Annotated in this window: 21 protein-coding genes; 13 read left to right on the top strand and 8 right to left on the bottom strand. The window is 63.2% G+C overall.

Annotation, left to right across the window (positions count from 1 at the left end):
• Positions 1–383: 383 nt before the first annotated feature.
• Together KVY23_RS22675 and KVY23_RS22670 are read left to right on the top strand one after the other, a co-directional pair.
• Positions 384–1535 (top strand): alkaline phosphatase family protein, encoded by a 1152-nt coding sequence (locus KVY23_RS22675; RefSeq protein WP_230558277.1) that lies wholly within the window; start codon positions 384–386, stop codon positions 1533–1535.
• A 76-nt stretch (positions 1536–1611) separates the two neighbouring features.
• Positions 1612–2793 (top strand): hypothetical protein, encoded by a 1182-nt coding sequence (locus tag KVY23_RS22670; protein ID WP_230558276.1) that lies wholly within the window; start codon positions 1612–1614, stop codon positions 2791–2793.
• Positions 2794–2863: 70 nt separating this feature from the next.
• Here the strand turns inward: KVY23_RS22670 and KVY23_RS22665 are convergent, their stop codons facing one another.
• Positions 2864–3964: a hypothetical protein gene (locus KVY23_RS22665; protein ID WP_230558275.1), complete on the bottom strand. Its 1101-nt coding sequence runs from the start codon at positions 3962–3964 to the stop codon at positions 2864–2866.
• Positions 3965–4371: 407 nt separating this feature from the next.
• Between KVY23_RS22665 and KVY23_RS22660 the strand changes: the two genes are divergently transcribed.
• Complete coding sequence (locus KVY23_RS22660; RefSeq protein ID WP_230558274.1) at positions 4372–4635, top strand: hypothetical protein; 264 nt, start codon at positions 4372–4374, stop codon at positions 4633–4635.
• 200 nt (positions 4636–4835) lie between these two features.
• Here the strand turns inward: KVY23_RS22660 and KVY23_RS22655 are convergent, their stop codons facing one another.
• A complete protein-coding gene (locus KVY23_RS22655; protein ID WP_230558273.1) occupies positions 4836–5810 on the bottom strand; it encodes a sigma-70 family RNA polymerase sigma factor in 975 nt (324 codons plus the stop codon).
• A gap of 138 nt (positions 5811–5948) precedes the next feature.
• On the opposite strand from KVY23_RS22655, the gene KVY23_RS22650 reads away from it, so the two are divergent.
• The gene (locus tag KVY23_RS22650) at positions 5949–6923 is read left to right on the top strand and encodes a GTP pyrophosphokinase family protein (protein ID WP_230558272.1); all 975 of its coding nucleotides are present in this window, start codon (positions 5949–5951) and stop codon (positions 6921–6923) included.
• An 18-nt stretch (positions 6924–6941) separates the two neighbouring features.
• Here the strand turns inward: KVY23_RS22650 and KVY23_RS22645 are convergent, their stop codons facing one another.
• Positions 6942–7169, bottom strand: coding sequence for a DUF2510 domain-containing protein (locus KVY23_RS22645; protein WP_075839905.1), 228 nt, complete (start codon positions 7167–7169; stop codon positions 6942–6944).
• Between the two features lie 230 nt (positions 7170–7399).
• On the opposite strand from KVY23_RS22645, the gene KVY23_RS22640 reads away from it, so the two are divergent.
• Together KVY23_RS22640 and KVY23_RS22635 are read left to right on the top strand one after the other, a co-directional pair.
• Positions 7400–8671, top strand: a complete 1272-nt coding sequence (locus KVY23_RS22640; RefSeq protein WP_230558271.1) for a sulfite reductase flavoprotein subunit alpha — start codon at positions 7400–7402, stop codon at positions 8669–8671.
• Positions 8672–8818: 147 nt separating this feature from the next.
• On the top strand, positions 8819–9637 hold the full coding sequence (locus tag KVY23_RS22635; RefSeq protein ID WP_230558270.1) for a hypothetical protein: 819 nt from the start codon (positions 8819–8821) through the stop codon (positions 9635–9637).
• Here KVY23_RS22635 and recD read toward each other — a convergent pair.
• Genes recD through recC form a run of 3 tightly spaced genes read right to left on the bottom strand, consistent with a single transcriptional unit; the run spans position 9599 to position 18008 of the window.
• On the bottom strand, positions 9599–11464 hold the full coding sequence (gene recD / locus KVY23_RS22630) for an exodeoxyribonuclease V subunit alpha (protein ID WP_230558269.1): 1866 nt from the start codon (positions 11462–11464) through the stop codon (positions 9599–9601). The genes KVY23_RS22635 and recD overlap by 39 nt on opposite strands.
• Positions 11461–14781 carry a UvrD-helicase domain-containing protein gene (locus KVY23_RS22625; RefSeq protein ID WP_230558268.1) on the bottom strand — a complete coding sequence of 1107 codons (3321 nt, stop codon included), beginning with the start codon at positions 14779–14781 and terminating at the stop codon, positions 11461–11463. Before KVY23_RS22625 ends, recD begins: the two co-directional genes overlap by 4 nt.
• Positions 14739–18008 carry an exodeoxyribonuclease V subunit gamma gene (gene recC, locus KVY23_RS22620; RefSeq protein ID WP_230558280.1) on the bottom strand — a complete coding sequence of 1090 codons (3270 nt, stop codon included), beginning with the start codon at positions 18006–18008 and terminating at the stop codon, positions 14739–14741. Before recC ends, KVY23_RS22625 begins: the two co-directional genes overlap by 43 nt.
• 113 nt (positions 18009–18121) lie before the next feature.
• On the opposite strand from recC, the gene KVY23_RS22615 reads away from it, so the two are divergent.
• The 6 genes from KVY23_RS22615 to KVY23_RS22590 all read left to right on the top strand — a co-directional run bounded on the left by KVY23_RS22615 (position 18122) and on the right by KVY23_RS22590 (position 24269).
• A complete protein-coding gene (locus KVY23_RS22615; protein WP_230558267.1) occupies positions 18122–19249 on the top strand; it encodes a hypothetical protein in 1128 nt (375 codons plus the stop codon).
• Positions 19250–19374: 125 nt separating this feature from the next.
• A complete protein-coding gene (locus tag KVY23_RS22610) occupies positions 19375–20391 on the top strand; it encodes a diiron oxygenase (protein ID WP_374108759.1) in 1017 nt (338 codons plus the stop codon).
• A 61-nt stretch (positions 20392–20452) separates the two neighbouring features.
• Positions 20453–22003 (top strand): FAD-dependent oxidoreductase, encoded by a 1551-nt coding sequence (locus KVY23_RS22605; RefSeq protein WP_230558266.1) that lies wholly within the window; start codon positions 20453–20455, stop codon positions 22001–22003.
• Between the two features lie 158 nt (positions 22004–22161).
• Positions 22162–23394 carry a DUF2786 domain-containing protein gene (locus KVY23_RS22600; RefSeq protein ID WP_230558265.1) on the top strand — a complete coding sequence of 411 codons (1233 nt, stop codon included), beginning with the start codon at positions 22162–22164 and terminating at the stop codon, positions 23392–23394.
• Between the two features lie 48 nt (positions 23395–23442).
• The gene (locus KVY23_RS22595; protein WP_206510447.1) at positions 23443–23790 is read left to right on the top strand and encodes a helix-turn-helix transcriptional regulator; all 348 of its coding nucleotides are present in this window, start codon (positions 23443–23445) and stop codon (positions 23788–23790) included.
• Entirely contained in the window at positions 23787–24269 is a 483-nt protein-coding gene (locus KVY23_RS22590; RefSeq protein WP_230558264.1) for an SRPBCC domain-containing protein, read from the top strand. The genes KVY23_RS22595 and KVY23_RS22590 overlap by 4 nt, the downstream gene beginning before the upstream one ends.
• A gap of 63 nt (positions 24270–24332) precedes the next feature.
• Here the strand turns inward: KVY23_RS22590 and KVY23_RS22585 are convergent, their stop codons facing one another.
• Together KVY23_RS22585 and KVY23_RS22580 are read right to left on the bottom strand one after the other, a co-directional pair.
• The gene (locus KVY23_RS22585) at positions 24333–24692 is read right to left on the bottom strand and encodes a VOC family protein (protein ID WP_230558263.1); all 360 of its coding nucleotides are present in this window, start codon (positions 24690–24692) and stop codon (positions 24333–24335) included.
• Between the two features lie 39 nt (positions 24693–24731).
• Complete coding sequence (locus KVY23_RS22580) at positions 24732–25703, bottom strand: DMT family transporter (RefSeq protein WP_230558262.1); 972 nt, start codon at positions 25701–25703, stop codon at positions 24732–24734.
• Between the two features lie 39 nt (positions 25704–25742).
• Here KVY23_RS22580 and KVY23_RS22575 point away from each other — a divergent pair, with 39 nt between their 5' ends.
• Positions 25743–26279, top strand: a complete 537-nt coding sequence (locus KVY23_RS22575; RefSeq protein WP_230558261.1) for an ABATE domain-containing protein — start codon at positions 25743–25745, stop codon at positions 26277–26279.
• The last annotated feature ends 71 nt before the right edge of the window (positions 26280–26350 follow it).

Raw genomic sequence — 26350 nt, 5'->3', positions numbered from 1 at the left:
CACCACAAAGGCATGAAGCAAGAAGATGTCACACCCACACCCCAAAAGGCATGAGCACCAAAAACATTCGGCACTGACATTCATCGACACACTGTTGAGTTCTCAAAGAACACGCACACACCATCGCCGCAGCTGTTCGCTACGCTTCCGGGGCTTGATGCTCGGTGCCCGAGATCCACGCTCTCGCGTCTCCGTCGGGGCTGACAGATCGATCTTCGTCCAACCTCGTGTCCCGCGCCTTGCGGCTTGGGTCGGTGTCCGTGTCGCTCTGACTCGACAAAAGTTACGCCAAGAAGAACTCTTCCGCAAATCGCCTGGTCATCGCGTCGCGATAGTTAACAACGGCCTATGCGCCGTTCGTGTTCGCCCCCTACGGTGAAGCCATGCTGCTTTCTCCACGCTATGGCTCCGGATCACTGGCCGATGTTGTTCCGTCCTTGCTTGCTCGCCTCGGGGTGGACGCGGAGACCGACCGACTCGGATTCGATCTGGACGGGGTTCGGCGGGTCTGCCTTCTCATGGTGGACGGGCTCGGTGCCGAACAACTCGCCGCACACCCGCAAGAGGCTCCGTTTCTGAATCTGCACAGGGCGGCGATTACTGCAGGCTTCCCCACTACCACAGCGACGAGCCTCAGTTCTGTCGGAACGGGCTTGCCTCCCGGCCAACACGGAGTCGTCGGCTACCAGGTCTCGATACCCGGACATCCTGGCCTGATGAACAGTCTGCAGTGGAAGCTGCAGAGCTCGGCCAATCCGCATGACCTACCCGAGGAACTGGTTCCGGAACAATTTCAGCCGATTCCGACCGCATTCGAACGTGCACGCGACGCTGGGGTTCGCATGATGCACGTCGGGCCTGCGATTCAGAATGGGTCTGGTCTCACCCGTGCGTGTCTGCGCGGCGCTGCCTTCCAACAGTCCTGGTCGGCGGCAGACCTCGCTACTGAAACCATCAGCGGTTTGGCAGCTGACGGCCCCACACTGATCTACTCCTACTACGGCGACCTGGACCTGATCGGCCACGTCCGCGGCCCGAACTCGCCGGCCTGGCGGCTCGAACTCCGCAACGTCGACCACATTGCAAGCACGATCGCCTCGGAACTGCCGCACGATGGAGCTCTGATAGTCGTTTCGGACCACAGCATGGTGGAGGTGAAACGACGGTTCGACTACGACATGCTTCCGGAACTCAGAGAGGGAGTGCGGTTGCTCGGGGGCGAGCCGCGAATGCGTTTCCTCTACACCGATGACGGTGCCGTTCACGACGTGCAGTCGTCCTGGCAACGAGCCCTCGGAAGCCACTTCACGATCGTCACCAAAGATGAGGCGATTTCGCGCGGCTGGTTCGGGCCGACGGTGTCGTCGGCGGCGAGCGGAAGGATCGGTGATCTGCTCGCACTTGCCAACGATGGATCCGCGGTTGTTCGAAGCCGTGCAGAGTCGATAGCTGCGACGCTGATCGGCCATCACGGGTCACTGACCTCTGCGGAGTTGCTGGTGCCGGCATGCGTCATTCGACCGCACCAGTCGTAGCCGACCACTCTGTCGGTGCCCCACGCTAGCTTTCCTCTCGTTCGCATTCGGGAGTGCAGGGGAATCGGGGAGAAATATGTCGAATTTCGATGGTCCGGACAAGGACGTTCCAGGTATCGACGAGGCAACCGACGAAGACTGGCGGCGGTTCACCCGTCAGCTCGCGGATCGCCTCGCCACCAACCCAGCCGATACCGGCTTTTCGCTTCACCCCTCATTCGTGCCGGAGGGCTCGACGGCTCAGACGATGATTCTCACTACGACGAGCAACGGAACTATGATGTGCGCGGCTTCCGGTCTGCAGTCTGCGCCCGCACCGTGGCGTAGTTCGGCTGCCGAATCGATCCATACCCTCGAAGAACCAGTCGCCTGGGTGGATCGATTCGCGGCGACCATCGTGGGGGCGGTGCGAGGTATCTGGGATGTTCCGCATCCGTCTTTTCTCACTTGTGGAGACGCGAGGTCACCCGGAGTCGAAACGCATATGTCGGCAGGTGATTTCGTGACGCCTCGCGTTGCCGCAGATAGCACGGAGCTCGTGGCAGCAGTCGATTGCCTCCTGCAGAACTCCTTCGAGGTTGTCGAGAAGGCGCATTCGCGCGATGGCTTCTGTCTGACTATCGATACGGCCACCGTCTACGTGCACGTCGCGAGCGTCGAGGAGATTCGGCTGCACGCCTGTGTAGTGGAGCGGATCGCAGGGCGAACCCGCGCCGCAGAGGTTGTGGCGGATCTGAACAGGCAGTACCCGCAGGTCAAACTTCTCCTGGTCGAAGATCGGATACACGCGACGATCACCGTAGACGCGTGCCCGTTCATACCGCAGCATGTGATCAACGGACTCCAACGATTGTCGACCTTCGTTTCCGGAGTCGACGATTCGTTCGCTGAGAACGTCGGAGGGACCGTCGCGGCACCGGACGACCCCTCAGCGTGGGAGGAATCGATTCACATCGACGGAGAAGACGATGTTCCGCCGCAGCTCATGCGACTGCTCGAGGTCGACGCCGAGTCCGGTGGCGGCCTGGACCCCACAGACATCGTTGCGGTGTGCGGCGCCGACCGTGACGCCATCGTCCGCTACGAGAAGTTCTGCGCAGAGCAGGCGACCGCGTGGCGCGACTACGCCCGCGACGCACGACTTCGTGGAGAACCTGGGGCTGTCGAGGAGGGCGAGATCGAAGCGCTGCCGTGGGACCGCGTCGTCTGTGCACTCCAACTCGCGCTGCGCACCGTCGGCTTCCTCGACAACGCATGAAGCGCCACTGGAGTCCACGGGAGCACCTTGCCGGTCGAGTGTGCGGCCAAGGCGCCTTCTGCTGCGATCGCTACTGATGTCGCAGCTGGTCACCGACGAAATTTGTGTTGTCGGCGGATATTTCACGATTGCCTGCCCGCGCTACAAGTGCGTCGATCCTGTCGTCGAGGCTGTGTGCCTTGTGCATGACGTCCATCGTGCGGAGCTCTCCCTCCGCACGATGGACGAGTTCGTCCACACGCACGAGCGCTGCAACGCGGTCGATCAGCTGCGTCCATACCGAATCCAATGCAGCACGTCGACTTGCCACCTGTGCACGGGTGGCAGCGTCGAACATCATCGCGGCAACCCGATCGAGTTCGTAGTCGATAGCGCGCAGGGAATTCACATCGACGGCAACCTGGGTCAGTTCGTCGGTGAGATCGAGTTGGGTCCGCTGCACCAGGAAATGCTCGGACCGCCACGCAGGCGATGCATGAACCCGATCGACCGACGAGCCGGCAACGAAAAGGATCGTCTCGTAGCGGTCACCGAACGCGTCGTCCCTTTGATCGGCGAGATCCAACATCAGGGTCGACGCACGATTTCCTAGTTCTTCGAATCGCGTGCTTCTCGAGGCTTCGGCGACGCGGTCGGCGGCGGTGTCGAGAATCGACAGTCCTGCGCGCTCGACGATATTCGCTGTACGTTGCCTCGGCACCGGAGTATGAGCCAGTGCGTCGAAGAGTGCGTCGCGCTGATCGAGTTCCAAGTGCAACCCCTCCCGCCGTTCGCGGCGCACCGCGCGAACACCGTTCGCATAGTGCTTGGGCGAGACCACGAATGCCGTGCGCAACTGGTCGAGACGCTTGCCCAGTTCCGCAGCTCTCAGTTTGTAGACGAGGGCCGAGCCAGGCTTGTTTCTCGTGTCCTTGGCCAACCACCGCTGCCGTTCGTCAGTCAAGACACGAACGGTGCTGTACCCACCGATCGACGGCATCGACTTGCCCACGCGACGCCTCGCCGCCAGCACCGTGTGCGTGGTGTCGTCGATCCTGCCTGCCGCGATGGCGATCGCGGCGGCGTCGGACAGCAGTGGCCGTCGCCCATCCAGACGAGCGCGATCGCACCACCGGCGCACACGCCCTTCGACGCGCTCGCGTTCACTACCGATTTCGATCTGATCAGGCATGCCAGCTCCTCGGCCGTATCTCACCGTCCACTGTTCCAGAATCACGCCGAGCCTGTGGCAGGACCGCGAGCGAGGGTAACCCCCGACCTGGGCAACACGCATGGACTACCCCGGACGTGCACCTGACAATCTTTCGCTGCTCGAGCAGTACGCAATCGCCTCGGCTCCGAAGTACAAGTGTGGGATGAGGTGCGATGATCGCCGAAACCGGTCAATTGCAGGTTTCGAGCACGCAACGGTTCGATCACAATTGTTGGCAGCATCACACCTAGATGTGGTTGGCCCAGGCCCTCGGAGTGGGCATGTTGGTAGTAGCCACGACACAGCGTTGACACACAGAGCGACCGTGTAACAGTTCTGAGAAGCGAAACGACTCACTCCTCAGGACGCGAACAAAAGGAGACGACGTGACTTTGCAGATCGATTCGCTCGCCATCAGCGCCGACGAAGCAGACACGCAGGATGTACAGCTCGACCAGCTTCACGAGCAGATCGTTGCTCTGGACTCCGACATTCTCGGCGCTATCGAGCGTCGAAGCGAACTTGCACGCACGCTGGCTGCCGCCACAGGTGACACCGGTGAGACGACGACGGCCACGTTCGACAGCCTCGGATCCGACGGCTCCGTCATCTCTCGCATGCTTGCACGAATCGCATCGGCAACCCGCTAGGAAAGTCACACCCCCTCCTTGGATTTGCCGCAAGACCCCGAAATCGACCTGAGTCGACTTCGGGGTCTTGTCGTCTCAGCGGGCGACGCTCGGCGATGAATTCTCCGACGCAGCGGTGTCTACCTACCCGAGGCCATCGACAGGTCACACCAGCACCCGCCGATCCGCAACAGGAGAACCCGCGTTGCTGCGAATGCGCGCTAGAGCCGGTCCGGCAATCCGAACCGCTCGAACAGACGAAGGTCGAAGAAGCACGCCACATGCGATACACCCCGCGTGGTGGCATTCACTACGTGCAGTTGGAATGCCACGTGCACTCCAGCCTCGTTTCGCATGTACAAACCGAACGCAGGCTGACCGTTCGCCGAAGTTGCCACCATGCGCATGTCGTCGGCCTGGCTGGCAGGGCAATTTCCCCGAATGAGCATTCCGATGTTCTCGCCGCCCCGGTACCAACCCTCGAACGGAGGCATTTCCCAAATCGCGTCCTGTGTGAACAACTGCACCAACTGATCGATGTCGTAGCGCTCGAAGCAGTCGACGTAGTTACGCAAGAGCTCCTTCGTTTCGGCAGCCATCGGTTCGACAACGTCAGCTTCCGACGGCATGACCTCATCCAGTTGCGCTCGCGCCCTCTGGAGAAGACTGTTGACAGCGGTGGTGGTCGTGGCCAGCGCTTCGGCCACTTCGGAGGCCTTCCACTGCAACACTTCACGCATCAGGAGCGCGGCCCGCTGCCGGGAGGAGAGGTGCTGCAGTGCGGCGACGAACGCCAGTCGAATCGATTCACGACTGACGACGATGGCGGCAGGGTCAGCGGAGTCGGCCAGCTCGGAATCGGCAATAGGTTCTAGCCACGGGATCTCCTGCCGTTCGACGAGTTCGTCGGAGGGATCCGAACTCGGCGCACCGAGTCCGGTGGGCAGCGGCCGCTTGGACTTGTTCTCCAGCGCGGTCAGGCATGTGTTGGTAGCAATGCGGTACAACCAAGTCCGCATCGACGAGCGGCCCTCGAACTTGCCGTAGCCGCGCCACGCACGAATGTACGTCTCTTGAACGAGATCCTCCGCGTCGTGGATGGACCCCGTCATGCGATAGCAGTGAGCGAGAAGCTCCCGCCGATACGCGTCGAACTGCGAAACGAATGCGTCGCCGTCTGCAACCGTGGCCGTCATGATTGCACGCGATAATCCCGGACACCGACAGGTGCGCGGTGGTTGAGCGAGGCAAACGTGCCACACCTCTGTCGATGCCGCTGCGCTAGCCTTCGGTGGCAAAGAACCAGGCGGAGTTTTCGATCGGAGGCACGACCGGTGACATCGGCGACCAGCATCGACGATCTCGTCGACGAGGCCTACGCACAACGCAGACGTGCGTGGCTGGCCGCGTTGGTAACTGCCCAGAATTTTCTCGAAACCATCGCGGACGAGATCCTCGACAACGTCGACCGCGACCGTCTCACCGCGCAGACAGCGCGCCTCAAGGACCCCGTACGCGCTGCGGACAAGATCAAGCGCAAGGTGTCCGAGGGCCGCATCCCGGAGCCGAAGACCATCGACGATGTCGTCGACGCACTCGGCGACCTCATCGGCATCAAGGTGCTGTGCAAGAGCCCGCGCGACCAGCACGCATTCGTCGATGCGCTGGAGCGGGCCTGCCGCGATCCGGAATGCTCGGTCAGGTTCGCCAAGGATCCGATGGATTACGTTGCGTACCCCAAGCCCAGCGGCTATCGGGCGTATCACGCTATACTGCTGGTTCGGGTCGCGACGCATCAGGGCGATCTCGACGTCAAGGTCGAGGTTCAGGTCAAGACCAGGTTGCAGGATGCGTGGGGTGAGCTGACCCACGAGGACATGTACAAGCCAGGTGAGGCGCTGAAGCCGACGAAGGCGCACGACGAGTACGCCCGGCAGATGGCGGAGCTGCTCCTGCAGGTCGATGCGATGGCGGACGATCTCGCGGCGCAACTGGACTCGCAGACCGCGGTATCGAACAATGTCGCCGCCGATCCGAGCCCGGTCCCGCGGGATTCGGAGATCATTTCGGCCAGAGTCACGCGAACCGGGCCACGGTACGCGCTGGCCGTCGGTCCGGACGGACGACGTGGCTTGATTCCGGCGCGCTCGGTCAAAGCTGTGATCGGCGCGAAGGACCGCATCGCGGTCGACGATTACCTCGAGGTCGGGGATGTCGTGCAGGTGGTGGTCGAGGACACCGACAGCGCCCTGTACTACCACCTGTCCTCACAGCCCCCATCGAAGCGATCTCGACGACAACGTCGTTGACCGCCTGTCTCAACCTGATCACGTCAGTTCGCGTCGAGCTGTCTCCCGCGTCGGAATACGTCCGTCGAAGTAGCGCAGCAGTGTCTTGTCCTGCGCGTCGGGGTACCAGCCCGGAGCTATTCCGTACTCGTCATCTCGGCCGAGTGCTCGTCGTTCGCTGCTGACGAGCATGGCAACGAACCCGGCGACAATGGCGCACGATGCCACCGCCACCAGTGCGATCACCACGATTTGAATCGCTTCCACAGCCCGCTCCCCCAACCGGTGAACAGATCGAACGGTAAACAACCGGGGGCCAAATGTACGTCGAACACACGTTGTATTCACTGGATCTACTACCCGCCCGCTCGAGGTTTGTACAACTTCTGCGCGACTGAGTGTTTTTTCTGTGACCACTACCGAAGATCGTCAGCGCGCAATACCAGTGCGTCGATGTGAACCAGGGCAGCCAGGCGGAGCGCTTATACTTCGCGGTCATGGCATCGGCGGAAACCATCTTCGACGTAGGCAAGGCGGGATGCAACATCATTACGCGAGAGCAGGCGCAGGAGACAACTCGAACGGCCGATGGCGCCGATTCCGCCTCTGACGTGCCGGTCAAGCCCGTCAAGGCAGCGTCCACCCGGTCACCGTGGAACCGAAAGAACCCCTATCGCGCAATCGTGCTGGCCAACAATCTGCTGTCCGGTCCGGAATCCGACAAGGAGGTCAGGCACTATTCCTTGTCGCTCGGCGACAGCGGTATCGAATACCAGGCGGGCGACGGGCTGGGCGTCAAACCGGTCAATAACCCAGAGTTGGTCGACGCGCTGATCGGCAGGTTGGGCGTCGGGCCGGACACCACGATCACCGTCAAGAACTCGCAGAACCGCCTCGACGAGTTGTTGACGCATTCGTACGAAATCGGGGTACCTTCGGTGGACCTCATCGAGGCCGTCGCTGCTCGGACCGGCGATGCCGAGCTCAGAAGCGTCCTCGAGGCCGACGACCGTGCGACGCTCCACGCCTGGGCTTGGGGTAAAGATGTTCTCGACGTGTTGGCTATCGACGGCTCGCTTGCGTTGGATCCCGTCGAGCTACTGGGACTGCTACGTCCGCTACAGCACCGCGTCTACTCGATCTCCTCGTCGCCTCTCACCCATCAGGGCACGGTTGATCTGACGGTCGCCAGTGTTCGGTATCGCTCGGCGGAGCGAGATCGAGGCGGAGTGTGTTCCACTTTTCTCGCCGATCGGTTGACCGAGGGCGAGACGGCAGGGGTGTTCCTGACAGCGAACAAGTCTTTCCGACTCCCGACGGACGATGCCGCGCCGGTCATCATGGTCGGGCCTGGAACCGGAGTCGCTCCCTTCCGCGCGTTCCTGCACGATCGCCGCGCACGTGGAGCTTCGGGGCGCAACTGGTTGTTCTTCGGCGACCACCATCGCGGCAGCGACTTCATCTACGAGGACGAACTGCGGTCCTTCTCGCATGCGGGGATACTCACCCGCCTCGACCTTGCATTTTCCCGTGATCAGTCCGAGAAGATCTACGTCCAACACCGAATGCGAGAAGACGGCAAGGAGCTCTACAGCTGGCTCGAGGAGGGTGCTCATTTCTATGTCTGCGGCGGTATGGACATGGGGAAGGATGTCGACTCAGCTTTGCGCGAGATCGTCGTCGAGCATGGCGGACTGACCGACGGACAAGCCGAGGATTACGTAGCCGAGCTCAAGAGCTCCAAGCGCTATCTGCGCGACGTCTACTGATCCGACGATAGGAGCTGGTCAGCGCTTGGTGGCCTCGCAATCTCGGCGACGTGGCGCGTGTGCCTCACCAACTTTGTCGGACCCACCCGCTATCTTTCGATCTGCAGAACTTCCGAGTACACGGTCGTGATCGACGAAGGAGCGCGTGTGAGTGCAGGACGGCAAGGCGGCTTCGATGTAGTCCTCGCGCGCGCGTGGTCTCGTTTCGAGGGGAACCTCGCGAGCTACGTCGCCTCGATGCCGGCGGGATCGTACGTCACGATCACGTCCGCGCAGGCAACGCCGGGTCAGCGAGGCCAACGGCCATACGTCGACTTGGTTGCCGTGGACGTCGATCAGCTGATCGGCGTTGCATCCCTGCCCTCGTACCTCTACCCGAGTAGCCCGGACATCGAGTCTGCCGACCGTAGGCTGCACGGCCTGGGCTGGTCGGAACCTGGAAAACCCACCGCAGACGGAACCGTCATGGACTTTGCGCTCGACGGCGTTCGAGACGAAGCAGCCCTGTTCGCAACCACCGCCGTGGCGACGTTCCGTGAAGTGTGGAACGTGCCGCACCCATCCTTTCTGAATGCATGGGCCGTCGACATGGGCTCGGACTCGAGCGGGCCGGCCGCCCTGTCGTACGACGACGAGCCGCGAACCGACTCCCGAGATATCGCAGCGCTACCGGTGCCGCTGCGCTCGCTCCATGCCTTTTGCGAGGTGTTGGGGGCCCGCGTCGACTCGACGACCGTGCGCGCGGTGTGCGGTGAGGCTGACCTGCACGAGTTGTACGAGTCGGCGCACGAGCATGCGAGAAGCTGCTTCGCGCGAGCGGAACGGTCCGCGGATCAGGCCGCATCTCGCGTCTGGAGACGCCAGGGACGGTCGTGGACGGACACCGCGAACAGTCTGCACCGAGCGTCGGTCACCCCGCGATTGTCGTCAGCTCAGGATCGTCCGGCGAAGTCCACTGGCTCGTAGCACCTGGCGGCCGACGCCGGCCCGTACCGACTCCTCCGTTCCGATGATGCGAACGTGGCGTCGAGCACGCGTGATGGCCGTATAGAGAAGTTCACGCGTGAGCAGTGACGAGGCCTCTGCCGGGAGCATCACCGATACCGTGTCGTACTGGCTTCCCTGACTGCGGTGGATAGTCATGGCGTACACAGTCTGTACCGACGACAGCACGGTCGGGTGCACCAGTAAGGGCTCATGGCCGCGCTGGAACGCGGCCATGAGAGCGCCGTCGCCGGTATCGATGACAACGCCGGTATCACCGTTGTAGATCCGGGCTTCGTGGTCGTTGGCAGTGAGCAGCAGAGGTTGGCCCGCGTACCAGTGGGCCGGATCGAGCGGGCTGCCCGACGCCTCGGCGACCCATTCCATGGCCCGTCGCGCCCAGTCCTGTACCCCGAACGGGCCCTGTCGGTGCGCGCACAGCAACCGGTGTGATTCCAGGCCGGCGAGGGCCTCGGCCGCGCGTCCCGCTTGTGCGGCCGCCGTCACCTGCTGCGCTGTCGCGACGATATCGGTGCGAAGGGAGTCGAGGTCCGACGGTGCATGGAAAGACAGTTCGCGGTGATCACCGTGCAGCAGGTCCATGACGCGATCGGCATGCCCGTCGCGAACCGCGATCGCCAGTTCGGCGATAGCGCCCCCGAACCGTCTGCCCCGGCTCAGACGCACTACCCCGCCTGCCAGTCGCGTACGTTCGCGCTCGGACAGTGCGGCTTCGTTCGGGTCGTCCAGCGCGTGCAGGTCGGTGGTGATGAGTTCGGCGAGGACAGGGTTCGCGGTGCCACGGACAGGTCGGGCCACGAGATCCGCGAGAACCGCCCCGGCGTCGACCGATGTCAGCTGATCCGGGTCGCCGACGAGTATCAACCGAGTGTCCGCGCGAACAGCCTCGAGCAGTCGGCACATCATGGTCAACGACACCATCGATGTCTCGTCGACGACGATGACGTCGTACGGAAGCCGGTTCGACGCGTTGTGCCGAAACCGACTCTTGCTGCCGCGTTGCCACCCGAGCAGTCGGTGCACGGTCATCGCGGTGATGCCGTCGGGAAGTCCGAGCTCGGCGGATTGCTCGGTGACCGATTCCTGTAGCCGCGCAGCTGCTTTGCCGGTGGGCGCCGCCAGTCCGATGCGGATCGAGGGTCCCATCTGATGCACGAACAGTGCCAGTATGCGCGCGACGGTGTGTGTCTTTCCCGTGCCCGGTCCGCCGGCGATCACTGCCGTCCACTGTGTCGCCGCCAATGCCGCGGCCACGCGTTGGCGGTCCGGGGCCACCGCTGGATTGCCCGAGTCATCGACGAACAGCTGGTTCAGCAGCGTCGTGACCTGTTCGGTGTCCACGTGCGGGGCCGTGAGTTCGCGGCTGTCGAGGACGTTCCGAATCATCTTCTCCTGCAAATAGTATCGGTCGAGATACAGCAGCTCGCCCTCGTCTGTGTCGACCAGTCGAAGGGGTTTGAGGGGACCGCGATCTCCACCGGTGACCAGCGGGCTGGCCCGCAGAGCAGAGAGAACCTCACCCAATTCGGGCCACGGTAGCGCATCGACGTCGACATCGGATTCCTCGTCGACCGTAACCTCGCGCAGCCGGCGCAGATCGAGGCACACCGATCCAGATCTGACCGCTCGGACAGCGAGCGCGGCAGCAAGCAGCACGTCCTCGGAGTCGTCTCCGCCGAGCACTCCGAGCCTGAGGGCAACGTGGACATCGGCGGCCGCGAGAATTCCCGCTTCGTTGAATGCGCGGAGCCGCCCGCGAGCTCGCTGCACGAGTTGCGCATCGATCACGACGCCTCGATTCCCGCGAGTAGGTCGGAGACGTCTGCGATCAGCGCCGCCGGCGGATGCCAATCGAACACACCGCACCCCGTCGGGGTCTCGGGGCCGACCATGCCGCGCACGAAGTGATACTGCACTCCGCCGAGATGCCGCTCCGGATCGTAGTCGGCCTGACGCCACCGCAGATAACGATGCAGGGCAACTGCATACAGCAACGCCTGCAACGGGTAGTGCGATCGAAGCATCTCCTTGGCCATCCGTTCGCGGGTGAAATGCATGACGGTGAGATCACCTCTGGAGAGCCTGTTGGTCTTGTAATCGACTATGACGTAACGCGGTCCACCGTCGTGGACACGGATCACAGAGTCGATGCTGCCGGTGAGGTACCCGCGAAGCGGCTGTGTCTCGAGATGGTCGAGCTGGTCCGCGTACGGACGCAGTACATCGCCGACAGGCAGGTGGCGGCGCATCAGGTCCGCGATACCGCGCAACGTGACTGTCTCCCCGATCGGCCGCTCACCACCGGCCAGGGGCAGCTCGAAGTCCAGTTCGGCGAGACGATCGACTGGCGACACCTCCGCGAGTGTCCCGAAACCGAGTGGCGTGCGCAGCACCGGCAGTAGTGCGTCGGCCAATACCTGCGGCTCGATGTCAGCGAGGCGTTCTTCTATCCCATCGGCACACTTGGCGAGCAGCTCCGCCTCGAGGTCCTCGGCTGATGTGTCGAGATGTTCGAGCACCTCGTGTACGAGCGTTCCGAACGCTGCCCCCGCAGGTAGCCCGTTCATCGGTGACGCGATCCCGTCCAACTCGTCCTCGATCGGAGGCGCCTCCTCCGGCTCGTCGTCCTTCTCCGGCCGCTCCGGTTCGCTGCTCACTCCTGGAGCGTCGTGGGCAGACGCAGTCAGAGCTGAGTAGGAAGTTCGGCGCCACAGCATGTCGAGCGAACGAGAAAATGTCGCGGAGTCCAACTCCGTTGTGGCGCGGTCGGCGCCGTCGGTGAGCAAACGCGGAGTCACGGCAGTGACGTACTCGATGGAGATCGTATTTCCGGCGGGTGTTGCCCAGGATTCGAATGCCCGAGCAGCCGCGGCATCGTCGGGGACTCGTGCCTTCTCTTCGGGTTGAGCTGCGCCCGGCGTTCTCGCGAAGATCAATCGGTGCAGCGGTGACGCGGCGGTCGAGAACGATGGCGCCCACCACAGGACGACCTGACATTGCGCTCGTGTCAGCGCGACATAGAGCAGGCGCAACTCCTCCCCAGCCTCCTCCTTGTCCCTGATCACCTTGCGTGCGGCATAGCCCCGTCCGGTGCGCCCACCGACATCGAGAACACGTTTGTCATCCTCGTCGTGCAGCAGCAGCGTGCTGGGGTAGGGGTTCTTCGCGGCGTCCCACCCGTATGGGATGTATACGACGGGGAATTCGAGCCCCTTACTGGCATGCACGGTTGCGATCTGCACTGCAGCGGCGTCGCTGTCGAGTCGTCGACTCCGATCCGTCACGCTGCCCGACGCCGGGTCGTCGATGCGGTCGGCGAGCCATCGCGTCAGCGCGCTGGGTCCGAGCGACAACTCCACCGCAGCCCGGTTGAGCAGCTGAGCGAGGTGGCGCAGATCGGTCAACTCGCGCTCGCCGGAACGGTAACCCAACAGCCGTGCGGCGAGTCGAGTCTCGGTCGATACCTTCTCGAATACCGCTGCGAAACCGGCCTGCGCGAACAGAACTCCGTACTCTCGCAGCCGCGTACTCACCTGCGCGAGCGCATCCTCACCTCGTTCGTCGAGTTCGGTGGCAGTCCATCCGAGCAAAGGCGTCAATGCGGCCAGGCGCACACGGTCCGCGCGGTGCGGTTGCTCGAGCGCTTGCAGAAACCACAGCCAGTGCAGTGCGCTCGGCGTCTCGAACACACTCGAACCGCCGGCCAGTACAGAGGGAACACCGCTTCGATCGAGCGCAGCTCGCACCAGTGCGATCTGGGCGCGGGTGCGCACCAGGACGGCGATATCGCCGGATGCGACGACACCGCCGCGACCGGGCAGATCCAATTCGGTTCCGGATTCGAGTAGGTCGACGATATCGTTGGCGAGGTCGTCGGCCACCTTGTCTCGCAACGCCCCGACGGTAGGGAAGCCGGACTTGCCCAGTGGACCTGCCCCGGTTCGCGGTAGGCAGCGAATGCGGAGCGGCGCCACATTCGACATACGTGAATCGGCGTGGGTGGAGCCGACGCGATGGGCCACGATATTCTCATGCCCGAGTGCTGCACCCTCGTAAAGGGTTTCGAGTGCACTCAACAGGCCGGCGTCGCTACGCCAATTGGTCGCGAGCTCGAGGTGATGATCAGCAAGTCCGACCGCGTCGAGGTAGCTGAGCACCTCTGCACCGCGGAAGGCGTAGATCGCTTGTTTGGGATCGCCGACCAGCAACAACGTCGAAAATCCGTGAAATGCTCGTCCGAGAATCTCCCACTGCAGCGGATCCGTGTCTTGGAACTCGTCCACGAGAACCACCCGGAAGCGTGCGCGTATACGGGCGCTTGCGGCATCGCCGTGAGCCGGATCGACGAGCACTCCGTGCAGCAGTGTCAGCAGATCGTCGAAGTCTCTGATGCCCCGCGCTTGCTTTCGTGTGCGCACCTCGGTGCGCGCTTCCGCGGCGAAAATGACCCGGTGTCCAGCCTCGGTGTCCTCGTCGGGTTCGGGGACGAGTCGCGCCTGCCGATCGCGCACCGCTTCACGCGCGAGCTGACCTGCGTCGGCCGGCGAAATCGGCGGCGGTTGATCCGCTCTGCCGTAGCGCCGCAGGTAGATATCGTCGACGACCTCGTTCGTGAGGTCGTCGACCGCCTCGACGAGAGTGGTTTCGGGCTCGCGTTCGCCTGCGATGCCGAGACCCGCGAGCATGCGTTGACAGAAGCTGTGTGTGGTCGCGATCGTTCCCGAGTCGAATTCCGAGAGCGCGCGAACCAGACGTAGACGGCGGGCCGCAACCTCGACTGTGGGGGCATCGGCCAGATGCCGGATCAACGGATCCGACGAGTGCGAGGCGTCGACGGCCCCGAGCGCCGCCGCCACTTCGGCGAACCTGTTGCGTGTGCGTTCACGCAACTCCTGCGTTGCTGCCCGAGAGAACGTGACGAGCAGAAGCTCGGAAATGTCGGCGTGTCCCTCGGCCACGTAGCGCGTCGCGAGTCCCACGATGGCATAGGTCTTTCCGGTTCCCGCGCTCGCTTCGAGCACCGTCGTTCCCGACGGCAGCGGGCCGAGAAGGTCGAAAGCGGTCACGGTTGCCCCTCCGTCTCCGCGTCGAGCAGCGGTGTCCACAGCTGCCGTGCGAGCGCACCGAACAACGTCGTTTCGTCACCCCATCGAGGATGGCTCGCGCGATACGGGGTACCGAGCACAGCCGAGAAGGACGCGTTGTTTCCGTACAGGTAGCCGATGCTGCGGTCGGTGGCGTCGCCGAATTTGTCGGACCATTGCCGTTCCGCGGCGTCCAACGCGTCCGCCTCGGGAGCGCCACGGAACCGGCGGTCCGCGTAGGTCGCCGTAGCGGTCGGCCCCACCGGCAGCACCTCGGACAAGCCGAGGTCCCGCAGTCCGACCAACGATTCGAGTTGCTCGAGGGCGTCGGCCGGCGCTGTGATAACCGAACGCCACGCGGCCCGGCGACCCGGGCCGCGTCCGGTGGTGACGGCCTGCCACGTGCGCGTTCCGTCCTGTACCTGGGCGGCAAGTAGCCGAACCCATGCCGCCAGGCGATGTTTCGGCGCCAGACGCGAATACGACGTGCGCGCGATGGTGCCGCCGTGAACGCCGGTGACGGTGCCGGTGATTCGTCGACCCGAATTCAGTGCGATCGAGATATCGAGCACATCCGCCTGGCCCGCATGGACATCGCTCGAAACCTCGACCAGGGCGTCCACAGCTCTGGTGATGTCCTGCAACTGAAGCTCTCCGAGCGCGAACGGTGGCAGCGTGCCGCGTCGCCATTCGGCGGCCCGAAAGTCCGCGAGGGAGGTACCTCCAAGTCTTTCGGCCAGCATGCGGTCGCCGATGTCCCACTTCTGCAGGCCGTCCAGTTCGACGGGTAGTGCGTCCGAGACATCGTCACCGATCTCCGGGACTCGAACGCCGAGTCGCTGTTTCAACAGTGCTGCCATCGGGTGTTCGACGAAGGCGATCAGATCGTTCAACTCGATATCCCCGGTGTTGCGCTCCGGCAGCGGAGCAGCGAGGAAACTCGGCGGCGATACCGGTTCGCGCTCGACAGCTCTGGCACCGTCCAGCGCGGCGCGGTCGTAGCTCAACGGCGCGTCGGGTCGAAAGTTGCGAGCATCGAAGGGCTGCAAAGGATGCCGCACGACGATGTCGCGGCCACAGGTTGTGCGCACGACGTCGAGCAGCTCGCTCAGCGGGATGGCCGGCGGTTTGACGGTACCCGTCACCGGATCCGCACCGGTATAGAACAGCAGCAGCTTCTCACCGGCTGACATGACGGCGTCGAGCAGCAGTTGCCTGTCCTCGCTCCGCACATCCCGCTCCCCTACTGCGGGGTCGCGGCCCGAGACGTTGTCACCGTCCTCACTGCCCGTGCGAGGGAACATCTCGTCGTCCAACCCGAGAAGAACGACCACACGGTGCGGTACCGAACGCATCGGGACCATGGTGCATACCGTCAGCTCCCCTGTCCGAAAGTTCGCGCGCGACGGTCGCCCTGCCAGGGCATGTGTCAGCATCGCTCGCACGTCCGCCAACCGAAGTTCGGTGTCCTCCCCGCCTCTGGTCGCCTCCTCGAGTTCACGTAGCGCCTGTCCGCGCTGCCACGCATCCGCCTCGCTCGTGGCGGTCAGCAGGTCGAGTGCCCGCACGAGCGCCTCTCGCCACCGAGTAGTTGTCTGGGGGCCCTGTAAGTCGCGTACAACCACCGCGAGCCGGTCGAGAAATTCCGCCAACCGACCAGTGAGGTCGATGTCGTTGCCGTCGACGTCGTCCAGCGGTAGCGCGAGATCGAGCCACTCGTGCTCGGATTCGTCCGCGGCCACACCCAGCAACAGGCGGTCCAGCGCGAAGTTGAAGGTGTTCTGCGCGAACTCCCCCAAACCGAACCGTCCCCGTTGCCGTGAATTGATTCCCCACCTCGCACCGGAGAGTTGAATCCACTCGCGCAGTCGCTCCAGATCATCCTCGGTGAAGCCGAACTTGGATCGGAGCGGAGCCGAGGCTGCAAGATCGAGAACTTGACTGGCGGTGATCCGACCGACGGCGAGTTCGAGGACGGTCGCCACGATGTCGAGCAGAGGATTGGTGCGGCGAAGCCCACGATCAGCCAAGCGCACCCGCAACTCGTGTCCGGGGTGACCCAACCCTCGCTGACCGAATGTGGCCCGCACGAGCGGCGCATATGTCTCGACATCGGGGCACATGACGAGTACGTCGCGCGGTTCCAAGGACGTGTCCTCGTCGAACACGTGCAGCAAGCATTCCCGTAGGACTTCGACCTGTCGCGCTGCGCCGTGACATGCGTGCACTGCGATGCTGCTGTCTGATTCGGTCGACAGGGTGGGCGTCCTGTTCTCGGAAAAATCCGATTGCAGGCGCCCCAGCAGTGTCGGCGGGCTGGGGTCCTCGGCCTCGACCGTCTGCTGCACGCCCGCACCCAATCGGAGAATGCGTGCCTGGAGTTCGCGCACATCTCGGGCGAGACTCGCCAGCAAAGGATGATCGAGGGTGGCGGCAGCAGTGTCCTCGCGCCGACGAACGGGAGCCGGGCGCTCCGACAAGCGATCCCACATCTTTGCACTGGGATGTGGGATCCAGAGGTGGACCTCGCGATGTCGTGCGAGCGCGGCCACGACCTGAAGTTGGTCGGTTGTCATGCGGGTGGCACCGAAAATGGACAGCCGCTCGGGTAGGTCGAGCAGTTCTGGACTCCCCCCGAGCGCAGCGCAGCTGTCGCCGAGGCGTTCAGCGGGGCTGGGAGATCCGATTCGGGTGCGCACCGATCGCCACAACTCCGCCTGCCATCGCAGATCCTGCGGCAGCGAACCGCCGAGCCCGTCGCTGTAGACACCGCGCGACCAGTCCGCGATCATCGACGGGCGATCGGCGCAGTATCCGCGGAACAGATCGGTCAGATGCGCCGCGGTCGACCAACGCCGGCCAGCACGGTGCTCATCGCGGCCGTGCCCGAGGTGGGCCCCGATGACGGAACACCAGGATTGGTTCATCGACTCGTCGATGACTGCCAGCGTCGTCCACAGCAGACGCCCGCGGGACCACGGGTCCTCCTCCGCCGGAACCCCCTCCACCGCTGCCAGCGAACGCTCTACAAGTGTTGTTGGCGAGGGGAATTCGATATTCGCAGCAATTCCATCGCCGCGGTCGGACCCGAGTGACATCGACAGGCGTTGCGTCAACCACCTCTCCACTCCCCGAGCAGGTACCGAGATGATTTCGGCTTCGAACGGATCAGCCAGCGGCGTCGCCAAGACGCGGGCCAGGCTCGAGGCCAGCACGTTCGCGCGTGTCGCGCGGTGAACCCTCAGCACCTTCACCGATTCCCTTCGTCTGCCCTGCGAACGTCTGAAACCCTACTCGAGCGTTCCGACACTTCATCGCGTGCGAGGAACCGTCTCACTGTTGTACCGATACGCTCGTGTTCATGGGATCCAAGGGACCGGCAAGTCGGGGACAAAAGCGCGCGGCGAAAACGAAAGCGCGGCAGCGGCGTCGGGAACCGTCGTCGGGCTCCCGCCTGCATGTGTTCCCGACGGGACTGCTCGAAGAGTTCGAGCAGTGGCTGGCGGATCGTGAGATGGCAGATCACGCCGAACGTGTTGTCGGGCTCGTGCGCACCACACTCGTCCAGGTCGACCGCGCCAACCCGGATTTCTCGGTGACCTCGTGGACCCCGAACGACGCGCACTTCATCGTCGACGCGGCTGAGCGCATCGAGGATTCCGACGAGGAAAACGGAGCGGCGGCAGCGACCAACATCATCGTCACGCTCGTCGAATTTCTCACCTTCCTCGACGAGACGGACACGTGGACGGGCACCGACGAGGATTTCGCCCACTGTATGGAAGACCTGACCGATTTCATCTACAACGATCCCGACGTACTCGATCCCGAGGACGTCGAGTTGCCCGAGGTCTCCGACGCAGACGAATCGGCGGCGCTGTCAGCGCTGCCGCTGATGGCCGGCCTGGACGGCCTGCTCGACGAGGTGGGCTCGGGTAGGCCGGCGACAGAGATTCCTGCGTTGGCGCATGCATTGTCCGAATCGGACGCCGATGCGGACCCGACGCCACAGAGCATCATCACGCTCGACCGATGGGCCACGGCTCTGGCTGCGGACATCCTCGACTTCGACGTCGAGCAGGTTCGGCCCGGACCCGAGTCCGGCCACTTCTCGGCGCGATCGACAGCGGTGATGCGCAGCGTGTTGACGCAGAGCATTCGTCATCAGTTGACTGCGGGTGATGTGGACATCTCGATGTCGCTGGCCAATACGTTCGCGGTGCAAACACTTCTTGCCGCGATGACCGAGGATTTGCCGCTGGACAATGCCCCAGAAAGTGGTGCCGAGGAAAATTACGACGGGTTGAAAGACGAGGATCTCAGGACTGCTCAGTTGATCGACTTCAGGATTCGCAGCCTTCAGGAACAAGGTGTTCTCGTGCGAAACGACGACTCGCTCGAGGTGCCGGCATCGCTGCGTCGCGCGGTACTCGAGGGAGTCACACTCGCAGAGCCCTTCGGTGCCGAGGACCCATCGGAATCGTTCTGACCTGCGCTAGGCAGTCTGCAACCCTGACTGTCCAACGTGATCGGAAATAGAAGTTTGTAGTAGCTTCCCTTTGCTGATACTTCGAGTTACATTAACTAGATGTTCGCACCACGTAGGGAGAAGCGATGACTTCGATGTCAGCAACCAAGGCTCGCTCGATCGACACCGACGCGGAGACCGAGCAGTACAACGAGGCTCTGCAGCTGTTGTCCGAGGGATCGGTGCACAAGCACTTCGATCCGTACCTCGATATCGACTGGGAGTCGGCCGAGTACGCGGTGCCCCCGGGCGATCGCCGCTGGATCCTGCCGGCGAAGACCGACCCGCTCGGCGGACACCCCTGGTACCAGGCGCTCCCCGAGGATCAGCAGATCGCGATCGGCATGTGGCGCCAGGCGAATGTCGCCAAGGTCGGACTGCAGTTCGAGAACATCCTCATCCGCGGAATGATGCAGTATGTCTTTTCGCTTCCCAACGGCTCGGCCGAGGCCCGCTACTGCACTCACGAGTCGATCGAAGAGTGCAACCACACGCTGATGTTCCAAGAGATGGTCAACCGGGTCGATCCGGACGCCCCCGGCATGAACCGTCCCATGCGGATGGTTTCGCCGATTCTTCCGCTGTTCGCGACGATTCTTCCTGAGTTGTTCTTCGTGGGTGTTCTCGCCGGTGAAGAGCCTATCGACCACATTCAGAAGTCGATTCTGCGATCGGGCGAAGAGATTCATCCGATCATGGAAGGCGTGATGGCCATTCACGTTGCCGAGGAGGCGCGGCACATTTCCTTCGCACACCAGCTACTGCGTCGCCGGGTCCCCAAGATGTCGAAAATCGGCCGCTTCTTTCTGTCCCTGGCCTTCCCCATCACCATGCGCATCCTCTGCGATGTCATCGTGATCCCACCGAAGAAGTTCTGGCAGAAGTTCGACATCCCGAAGCAGGTCAAGGACGACCTTTTCTGGGGCACCGAGGCATCACAGCATGCTCTGCAGGACTACTTCGGCGACGTGCGGATGCTCGCCACCGACACCGGCATGATGAACCGGGCCGCGAAGCTCATGTGGAAGGTGTGCGGTATCGACGGCAAGGCTTCACGCTTCCGTAGCGAACCGGATCGCAGCTCCAGCCAGTTCGCCGCCTGAATCCTTCTCCACTCACAGCGCCAGTTCTCTTCACAGCAGCGCCCGCCGTCAGGAACGTCTCATGCCCCACGTTGTCACCCAGTCATGTTGCAGCGACGCGTCGTGCGTGTTCGCATGTCCCGTCAACTGCATACATCCGACACCCGACGAGCCCGACTTCCTGACGGCGGAGATGCTGCACATCGACCCGACGTCCTGCGTCGACTGCGGCGCGTGTGTTTCGGCGTGTCCGGTCGATGCCATCGTTCCGAAGGCGAAGCTGACCGACGCGCAGCTCCCGTTCCTGACGATCAACGCTGACTTCTACAAGCAGGAACGCCCGCCGCGACCTCTACTTGCCCCAGTGTCCCCGGCACCCACCGTCACCAAAGAGCGTCAACCGCTTCGAGTCGCGATCGTCGGGTCCGGGCCATCGGCGATGTACGCCGCAGACGAACTGCTCACGCAGCCGGGCGTGCACGTCGACGTCTACGACCGCCTTCCCCAGCCTCACGGGCTGGCGCGACTCGGCGTTGCACCCGACCACGAGAAGACGCGGCAGGTCTCTCGGTTGTTCGACCAGATCGCCGCGCAGCCCGGTTTCGAATTCCACCTGGGCGTCGAGGTCGGCAAGGACATCACCCACGAGGATCTGCTCGTCGATCACCACGCCGTCATCTACGCGGTGGGGGCGTCGAAGGACCGTGAACTCGCCGTTCCGGGCGCCGACCTGCCAGGGCGGACGTCGGCCACCGACTTCGTAGCCTGGTACAACGGCCACCCCGATCACTCGCACCGGCGGTACGACCTGTCGCACAAGAGGGCCGTTGTCATCGGCAACGGAAACGTCGCCCTCGATGTCGCCCGCATCCTGACGATCGATCCTGAGCGGCTGGTCGGGACGAATGTGCCGACTCACGTCCTGCAGGCCCTCCGCGAATCCAACATCGAGGAAGTTGTCGTCGTCGGGCGTCGCGGTGTCGCGCAATCGGCCTTCACCGTTCCCGAGTTCGCCGGGCTTCTCGAAACGCCGGGCGTGGACGTGACACTGCATCGGGACGAGATCATGCTCGATACAGCGACGGCCGCCCTCGCCGAAGCGGACCATCTCCCCCACGCCGTTGCGCAGAAGCTTCGGTTGCTGCGACGCGTCGACGGTGCCAAAGCCAACGATCACAAACGCATCGTGCTGCGGTATCTGCTTTCCCCCACCCGCGTACTGGGCGATACACAGCTCACCGGCGTCGAGTTCGATCGAATGGCGCTCGAAACCGATGTCGACGGCACGGTCCGCAGTATCGCCACCGGCGAGAAGGAAATCGTCGAGGCGGGGTTGGTACTGACCTCGATCGGCTATCGCGGAGTGGCGCTACCGGGCGTGCCCTTCGATGAGCGACGGGGTGTCATCCCCAACCGAGACGGACGAGTCTTGCGCGCCCCCGACGGCGATGTCTTCCGCGGTACCTACGTGACGGGGTGGATCAAGCGCGGTCCATCGGGATTCATCGGGACCAACAAGTCGTGCGCGCAGGGCACGGTGCTCGCGCTGGTCGACGATTTCAACTCCGGCCGACTGCCGGATATCGAGATCGGCCCGAAGCCGCACCGGCCGTGGCGGCGCCGCAGAGCCTGATCCCCTATGTGAGCGGAAATCCATAACAGGCTATGGATTTCCGCTCACATAGGCGCTGGTGCGTTCGCGAACGTGTCGGACCCCGTTGATACAACGTCTGGGACACCGGAACCAGGACCCCCTCACTGGACGCCGGACCGTACTCGACGAGGGGAAACATGAACGTTCACGCATTGAATCGCGCGGTCGACACAGAGACGCTGATGGCATCCGGCATGGCTTTGGCGGCCGACCCACGGACATCGAACGCAGCACTGACGAGATTCGTCGACCACATAGTCGAGCTCGAGGCGAGCCGGTCGTCGATGGGATTGGACGGCCGCTGCGTCACGTACGCAGATGCTGTGTTGACCGATACGTTCGAGCGTGGTTGGCAGCCTGTCGAATTGATTCACGTGATCAAGCGGAGAATGACCAAGCCGAATGTCGCGATGATGAAGGCCATGCTCGGATCTCATTCCCGGCACACCCTTGCGCTCTCCACTGCTCCTGCGGAATGGCGAGATCAGTTACTCGAACTCGGAATCGATCCGAGTACGGATCTCGCTCACTACCGCCGAGCCTCCAGAGTCGATGCCCGAGGATTCTGGCTCTCGTTGTTCCGCCTGCTGGTTCAGTTCAGGTTCCTGCCGTCGATGGCGGTCATCGCCCCTCCGCCCTCATTGTGGACCTCCGAGCGGCCGGCTCCTTCATCGCATCGAGCGGACACCAAAATTCTGAACAAGATTCGCGGGTTGCTCGCGAAAGCCGAATCGTCGACCTTCGCCGAGGAATCCGACGCGTTCTCCGCCAAGGCCCAAGAATTGATGACGCGCTACGCAATCGACCATGCGGTGGTCGATGCCGCTGATGGATCGCCACTCGATTCCATGGTGGTGACCAGACGGTTCGTGGTCGAAAACCCGTATGCCGATGCGAAGATGCAGTTGTTGATCAGCGTTGCCGTCAACAATGGTGCAAAGGCGGTGCGCTACCGAAGGCTCGGACTGATCAGCATCACAGGAATGCCCGTGGACCTCGATCTGTGTGAACTGCTCTATACGTCATTGCTCGTCCAATCCGGGCGGGCCCTCGAGCACGCCGGCACCGATGCCCGGGCCCGTTCCCGGGGGTTCCGTCGAGCGTTTCTCTTCGGCTTTGCCTGGCGGATCCGAGAACGTCTTGCCGAGGCACGGGTTCGTGCCGATCGTTCGGCGGGAGAGCAGTACGGCTCGTCCTTGGTGCCGATCCTTGCCGAGCGCGACAGAGCGGTCGCCTCGGTGTTCGACGAGATGTATCCCAATCTTCGCTCCACGAAAACCTCCGTCTCGGACCGCCATGGTGTCGAACTGGGAAGGAGAGCCGCCGATCACGCGGACATCACCGGGGGCCGAGAAAAACTCGAGGAGTGACTGTGCGGACCTTGACTCCACCCGTGACGGGTCGTAATCTACAACCAAATGGTTGTAGATGAAGTCAGCGACGCAGACCTCGACCGCCTTTTCCAGGCGTTCGCGGACACCACCCGACGCGACATCGTGTCGCGAGTACTCACCGGAGAACACTCGGTGTCTGGTCTTGCTGCGCACTACTCCATGAGTTTCGCAGCAGTGCAGAAGCACGTTGCGATTTTGGAGCGCGCTTCGGTCGTGAAGAAGGAGAAGCGCGGACGGGAGCAGATCGTGCGAATTCATCTGCTGGGCATCGAAAGAGCACGAAAGCTGCTGGCCGAATACGAAACGATCTGGCGACAGCGCGTCGATCGAATCGCCGACATTCTCGCCGAAGACGAAGGAGACCCCTCATGACTGTCATGAGTACACAACAAAACGCCGAGGAACTGAGCTTCACGATCGTCGCCGAGTTCGACGCGAAAATCGAACGCGTGTGGCAGATATGGGCTGATCCGCGTCAGCTCGAAAGGTGGTGGGGACCACCGACGTGGCCCGCAACCTTCGAATCGTTCGACTTCACACCCGGCGGCAAGGCCAGCTACTACATGGTTGGCCCCGATGGCGAAAAGGCTCGTGGTTGGTGGCTTTTGACATCTATCGACGCGCCCACGACCCTGTCGTTCGACGACGGTTTCGCAGACGACAACGGGGAACCGGTCGCTTCGATGGGTATCACCAGAGCCGTCGTCACCATCGAGGACATCGGCGGGCGCACCAGGATGACTACGACGTCCAAATTCGAGAGCGCAGAGCAGATGCAGAAGATGATCGACATGGGCATGGAGGAAGGCATGACGGAGGCCATGAGCCAGATCGACGACCTACTGCGCTGACACCGGTGTGCGCGTGGTGGGTACCTGCAACCACCACGCGCACATTGCCAGCGAACTCGCGCACTACGACGACGCCCAGACTCCCAGTTCGTTTCCACTCGGGTCGGTGAAATGGAAACGACGACCGCCGGGAAACTCGTACGGTCCGTTCACGACCGATCCACCCGCAGCGGTCACCGCGTCCACCGACGCGTCGAGATCCTCGGAGTACAGCAACACAAAGGGGCCACCCACCGGACGAGATTCGGTGCCGCGCGCCAAGCCTCCGACCTCATCGCCGTCGCTGCCCTTGATACCCGAGTACTCGGGGCCGTAATGGTTGAACTCCCACCCGAACGCAGCGGTGTAGAAGGCCTCGGCAGCGGGCAGATCCGTGACCGTCAGTTCGACGTAATTCAGTCGATGGTGCTCGTTGTGAGTCATCCCCGAACCCTACCTATGTGAGCGGAAATACTTGTCCTGCTATGCATTTTCACTCACATGCGCCGAAGGCGCCCATCGCGGCTCCCCCAGCTTCACGATGACAACTCCCGCCAGAATCAACGCACCGCCGGCAATCTGCACGGATCGGGGCGCTTCACCGAGCAGCAGCCACGCGAAGACCAAGGCTGCGAGCACTTCGGTGAGACCGACGAACGAGGCAAGCCTGGACCCCAGCCTCCTGCCGGCGGCGATGCCGAACACGTACGCCAACGCGGCCGTCACCACGCCGAGGCCGAGGATCGGCAGCCACCACGGCACGGACACGTCGGCGAGCACCACATCGGTGGCGCTCACCCCGAACGGGACGATGCCAACGGCACCCGCCACCACCAGAATCATGCCACCGCCCAACAAACCGGCCGCAGCGAGAGTGAGCGGCGGCAGGCCGTTGCTCTCGTCGGCCGAGATGATCCAGTACACGGCCGCACCGGCCATCGCACCGAGCGCCCAGAGGACACCCACCGGATCGATCGAGGCACCGGACACGAGATCGAGGACGAGAACCAACCCGGCCGCAGCGACCACCGCTCCCAAAAATGTCATGACCGTCGGGACTTGTCCGTGCCGAAACCACATCCAACCGATTACCACGATCGGTGAGGTGAACTCGATCAACAAAGCCACACCCACCGGCATGTACCCGACGGCATTGAAGAACGCCAGCTGACAACCGGCAACCGCGAAGATGCCGTAGGCGGCAATCACCCTGATGTTGCGGGTGAGCAAAGACCACCGCCCCCGCAGGGCAATGACCCCGGGCACGACGAGCACGGCGCCGGCAATGAAAATTCTGGCCGTCACTGCCGCACCGGCCGTCCAGCCCGCGTCGAGAAGGCTCTTCGCGAGTGGTCCGGAGAGGCCGAACGATACGGCGGACACCGCAGCGAGAGCGAGCCCCGACGCGACGCGCGAAGGCTTCCCAGCAGCGATGTCATCAGTCAACGTAGGCACGGCTAATGACACTAGAGTCGAATTGGGTAAGGTGTCAATATGGTTTTCACCGATGACACCGAAGAGGTGTTGTTCGCGGCCGTAGCCCTGGTCAACTCGGCAGAGGAACCGGACTCCCTCACCACACCGGAAGACCTGGCGGCGTTCTTCGACGAACATCGCTACACAGGTCGTTTCGACGGTGATCGCACAGAACTCGAGGCCGTTCGAGGCCTCCGTCCGCTGCTACGGCGCCTGCTCACCAGCGACCGCGACTCGGCCGTGCAGATCGTCAACACGATCTTGGCGGACGCTCACGCCCTGCCGAGACTCGTCCGGCACGGCGATACCGACTGGCACCTGCATGCAGTCGAGGACGACCGTCCGCTCGCCGACCGCATAGCCGTCGAGACAGCGATGGCGATGATCGATGTCATCAGGACCGACGAGTTCTCACGATTGAACATCTGCGCGGCCGATTGCTCGGGCATCGTGCTCGATCTCTCGCGCAATCGCTCGCGTCGGTTCTGCAGCACCGCCTGCGGCAACCGAACTGCCGTCGCGGCGTACCGGGCGCGAAAAGTCGAACGCCGATAAGGGGACTGTCCAGGGGGATTGGCGATCGGCGCTGTGCGCTGCATCGATACTCGACGGGGTGTCGCTCGGCC

This window comes from Rhodococcus sp. I2R (genome assembly GCF_020889545.1).
In the GTDB taxonomy this organism is placed as follows: Bacteria; Actinomycetota; Actinomycetes; order Mycobacteriales; family Mycobacteriaceae; genus Rhodococcoides.
This window is presented reverse-complemented; position numbering and strand designations above follow the sequence as displayed.

Excerpts from the sequence above, each read along its gene's own strand:
- KVY23_RS22575 (WP_230558261.1), top strand. The coding sequence starts at position 25,743 with ATGGTTTTCACCGATGACACCGAAGAGGTGTTGTTCGCGGCCGTAGCC.
- KVY23_RS22615 (WP_230558267.1), top strand. The coding sequence starts at position 18,122 with ATGGGATCCAAGGGACCGGCAAGTCGGGGACAAAAGCGCGCGGCGAAA.
- KVY23_RS22665 (WP_230558275.1), bottom strand. The coding sequence starts at position 3,964 with ATGCCTGATCAGATCGAAATCGGTAGTGAACGCGAGCGCGTCGAAGGG.
- KVY23_RS22600 (WP_230558265.1), top strand. The coding sequence starts at position 22,162 with ATGAACGTTCACGCATTGAATCGCGCGGTCGACACAGAGACGCTGATG.
- KVY23_RS22610 (WP_374108759.1), top strand. The coding sequence starts at position 19,375 with ATGACTTCGATGTCAGCAACCAAGGCTCGCTCGATCGACACCGACGCG.
- KVY23_RS22605 (WP_230558266.1), top strand. The coding sequence starts at position 20,453 with ATGCCCCACGTTGTCACCCAGTCATGTTGCAGCGACGCGTCGTGCGTG.
- KVY23_RS22595 (WP_206510447.1), top strand. The coding sequence starts at position 23,443 with ATGGTTGTAGATGAAGTCAGCGACGCAGACCTCGACCGCCTTTTCCAG.
- KVY23_RS22590 (WP_230558264.1), top strand. The coding sequence starts at position 23,787 with ATGACTGTCATGAGTACACAACAAAACGCCGAGGAACTGAGCTTCACG.
- KVY23_RS22640 (WP_230558271.1), top strand. The coding sequence starts at position 7,400 with ATGGCATCGGCGGAAACCATCTTCGACGTAGGCAAGGCGGGATGCAAC.
- KVY23_RS22585 (WP_230558263.1), bottom strand. The coding sequence starts at position 24,692 with ATGACTCACAACGAGCACCATCGACTGAATTACGTCGAACTGACGGTC.
- KVY23_RS22675 (WP_230558277.1), top strand. The coding sequence starts at position 384 with ATGCTGCTTTCTCCACGCTATGGCTCCGGATCACTGGCCGATGTTGTT.
- KVY23_RS22655 (WP_230558273.1), bottom strand. The coding sequence starts at position 5,810 with ATGACGGCCACGGTTGCAGACGGCGACGCATTCGTTTCGCAGTTCGAC.
- KVY23_RS22670 (WP_230558276.1), top strand. The coding sequence starts at position 1,612 with ATGTCGAATTTCGATGGTCCGGACAAGGACGTTCCAGGTATCGACGAG.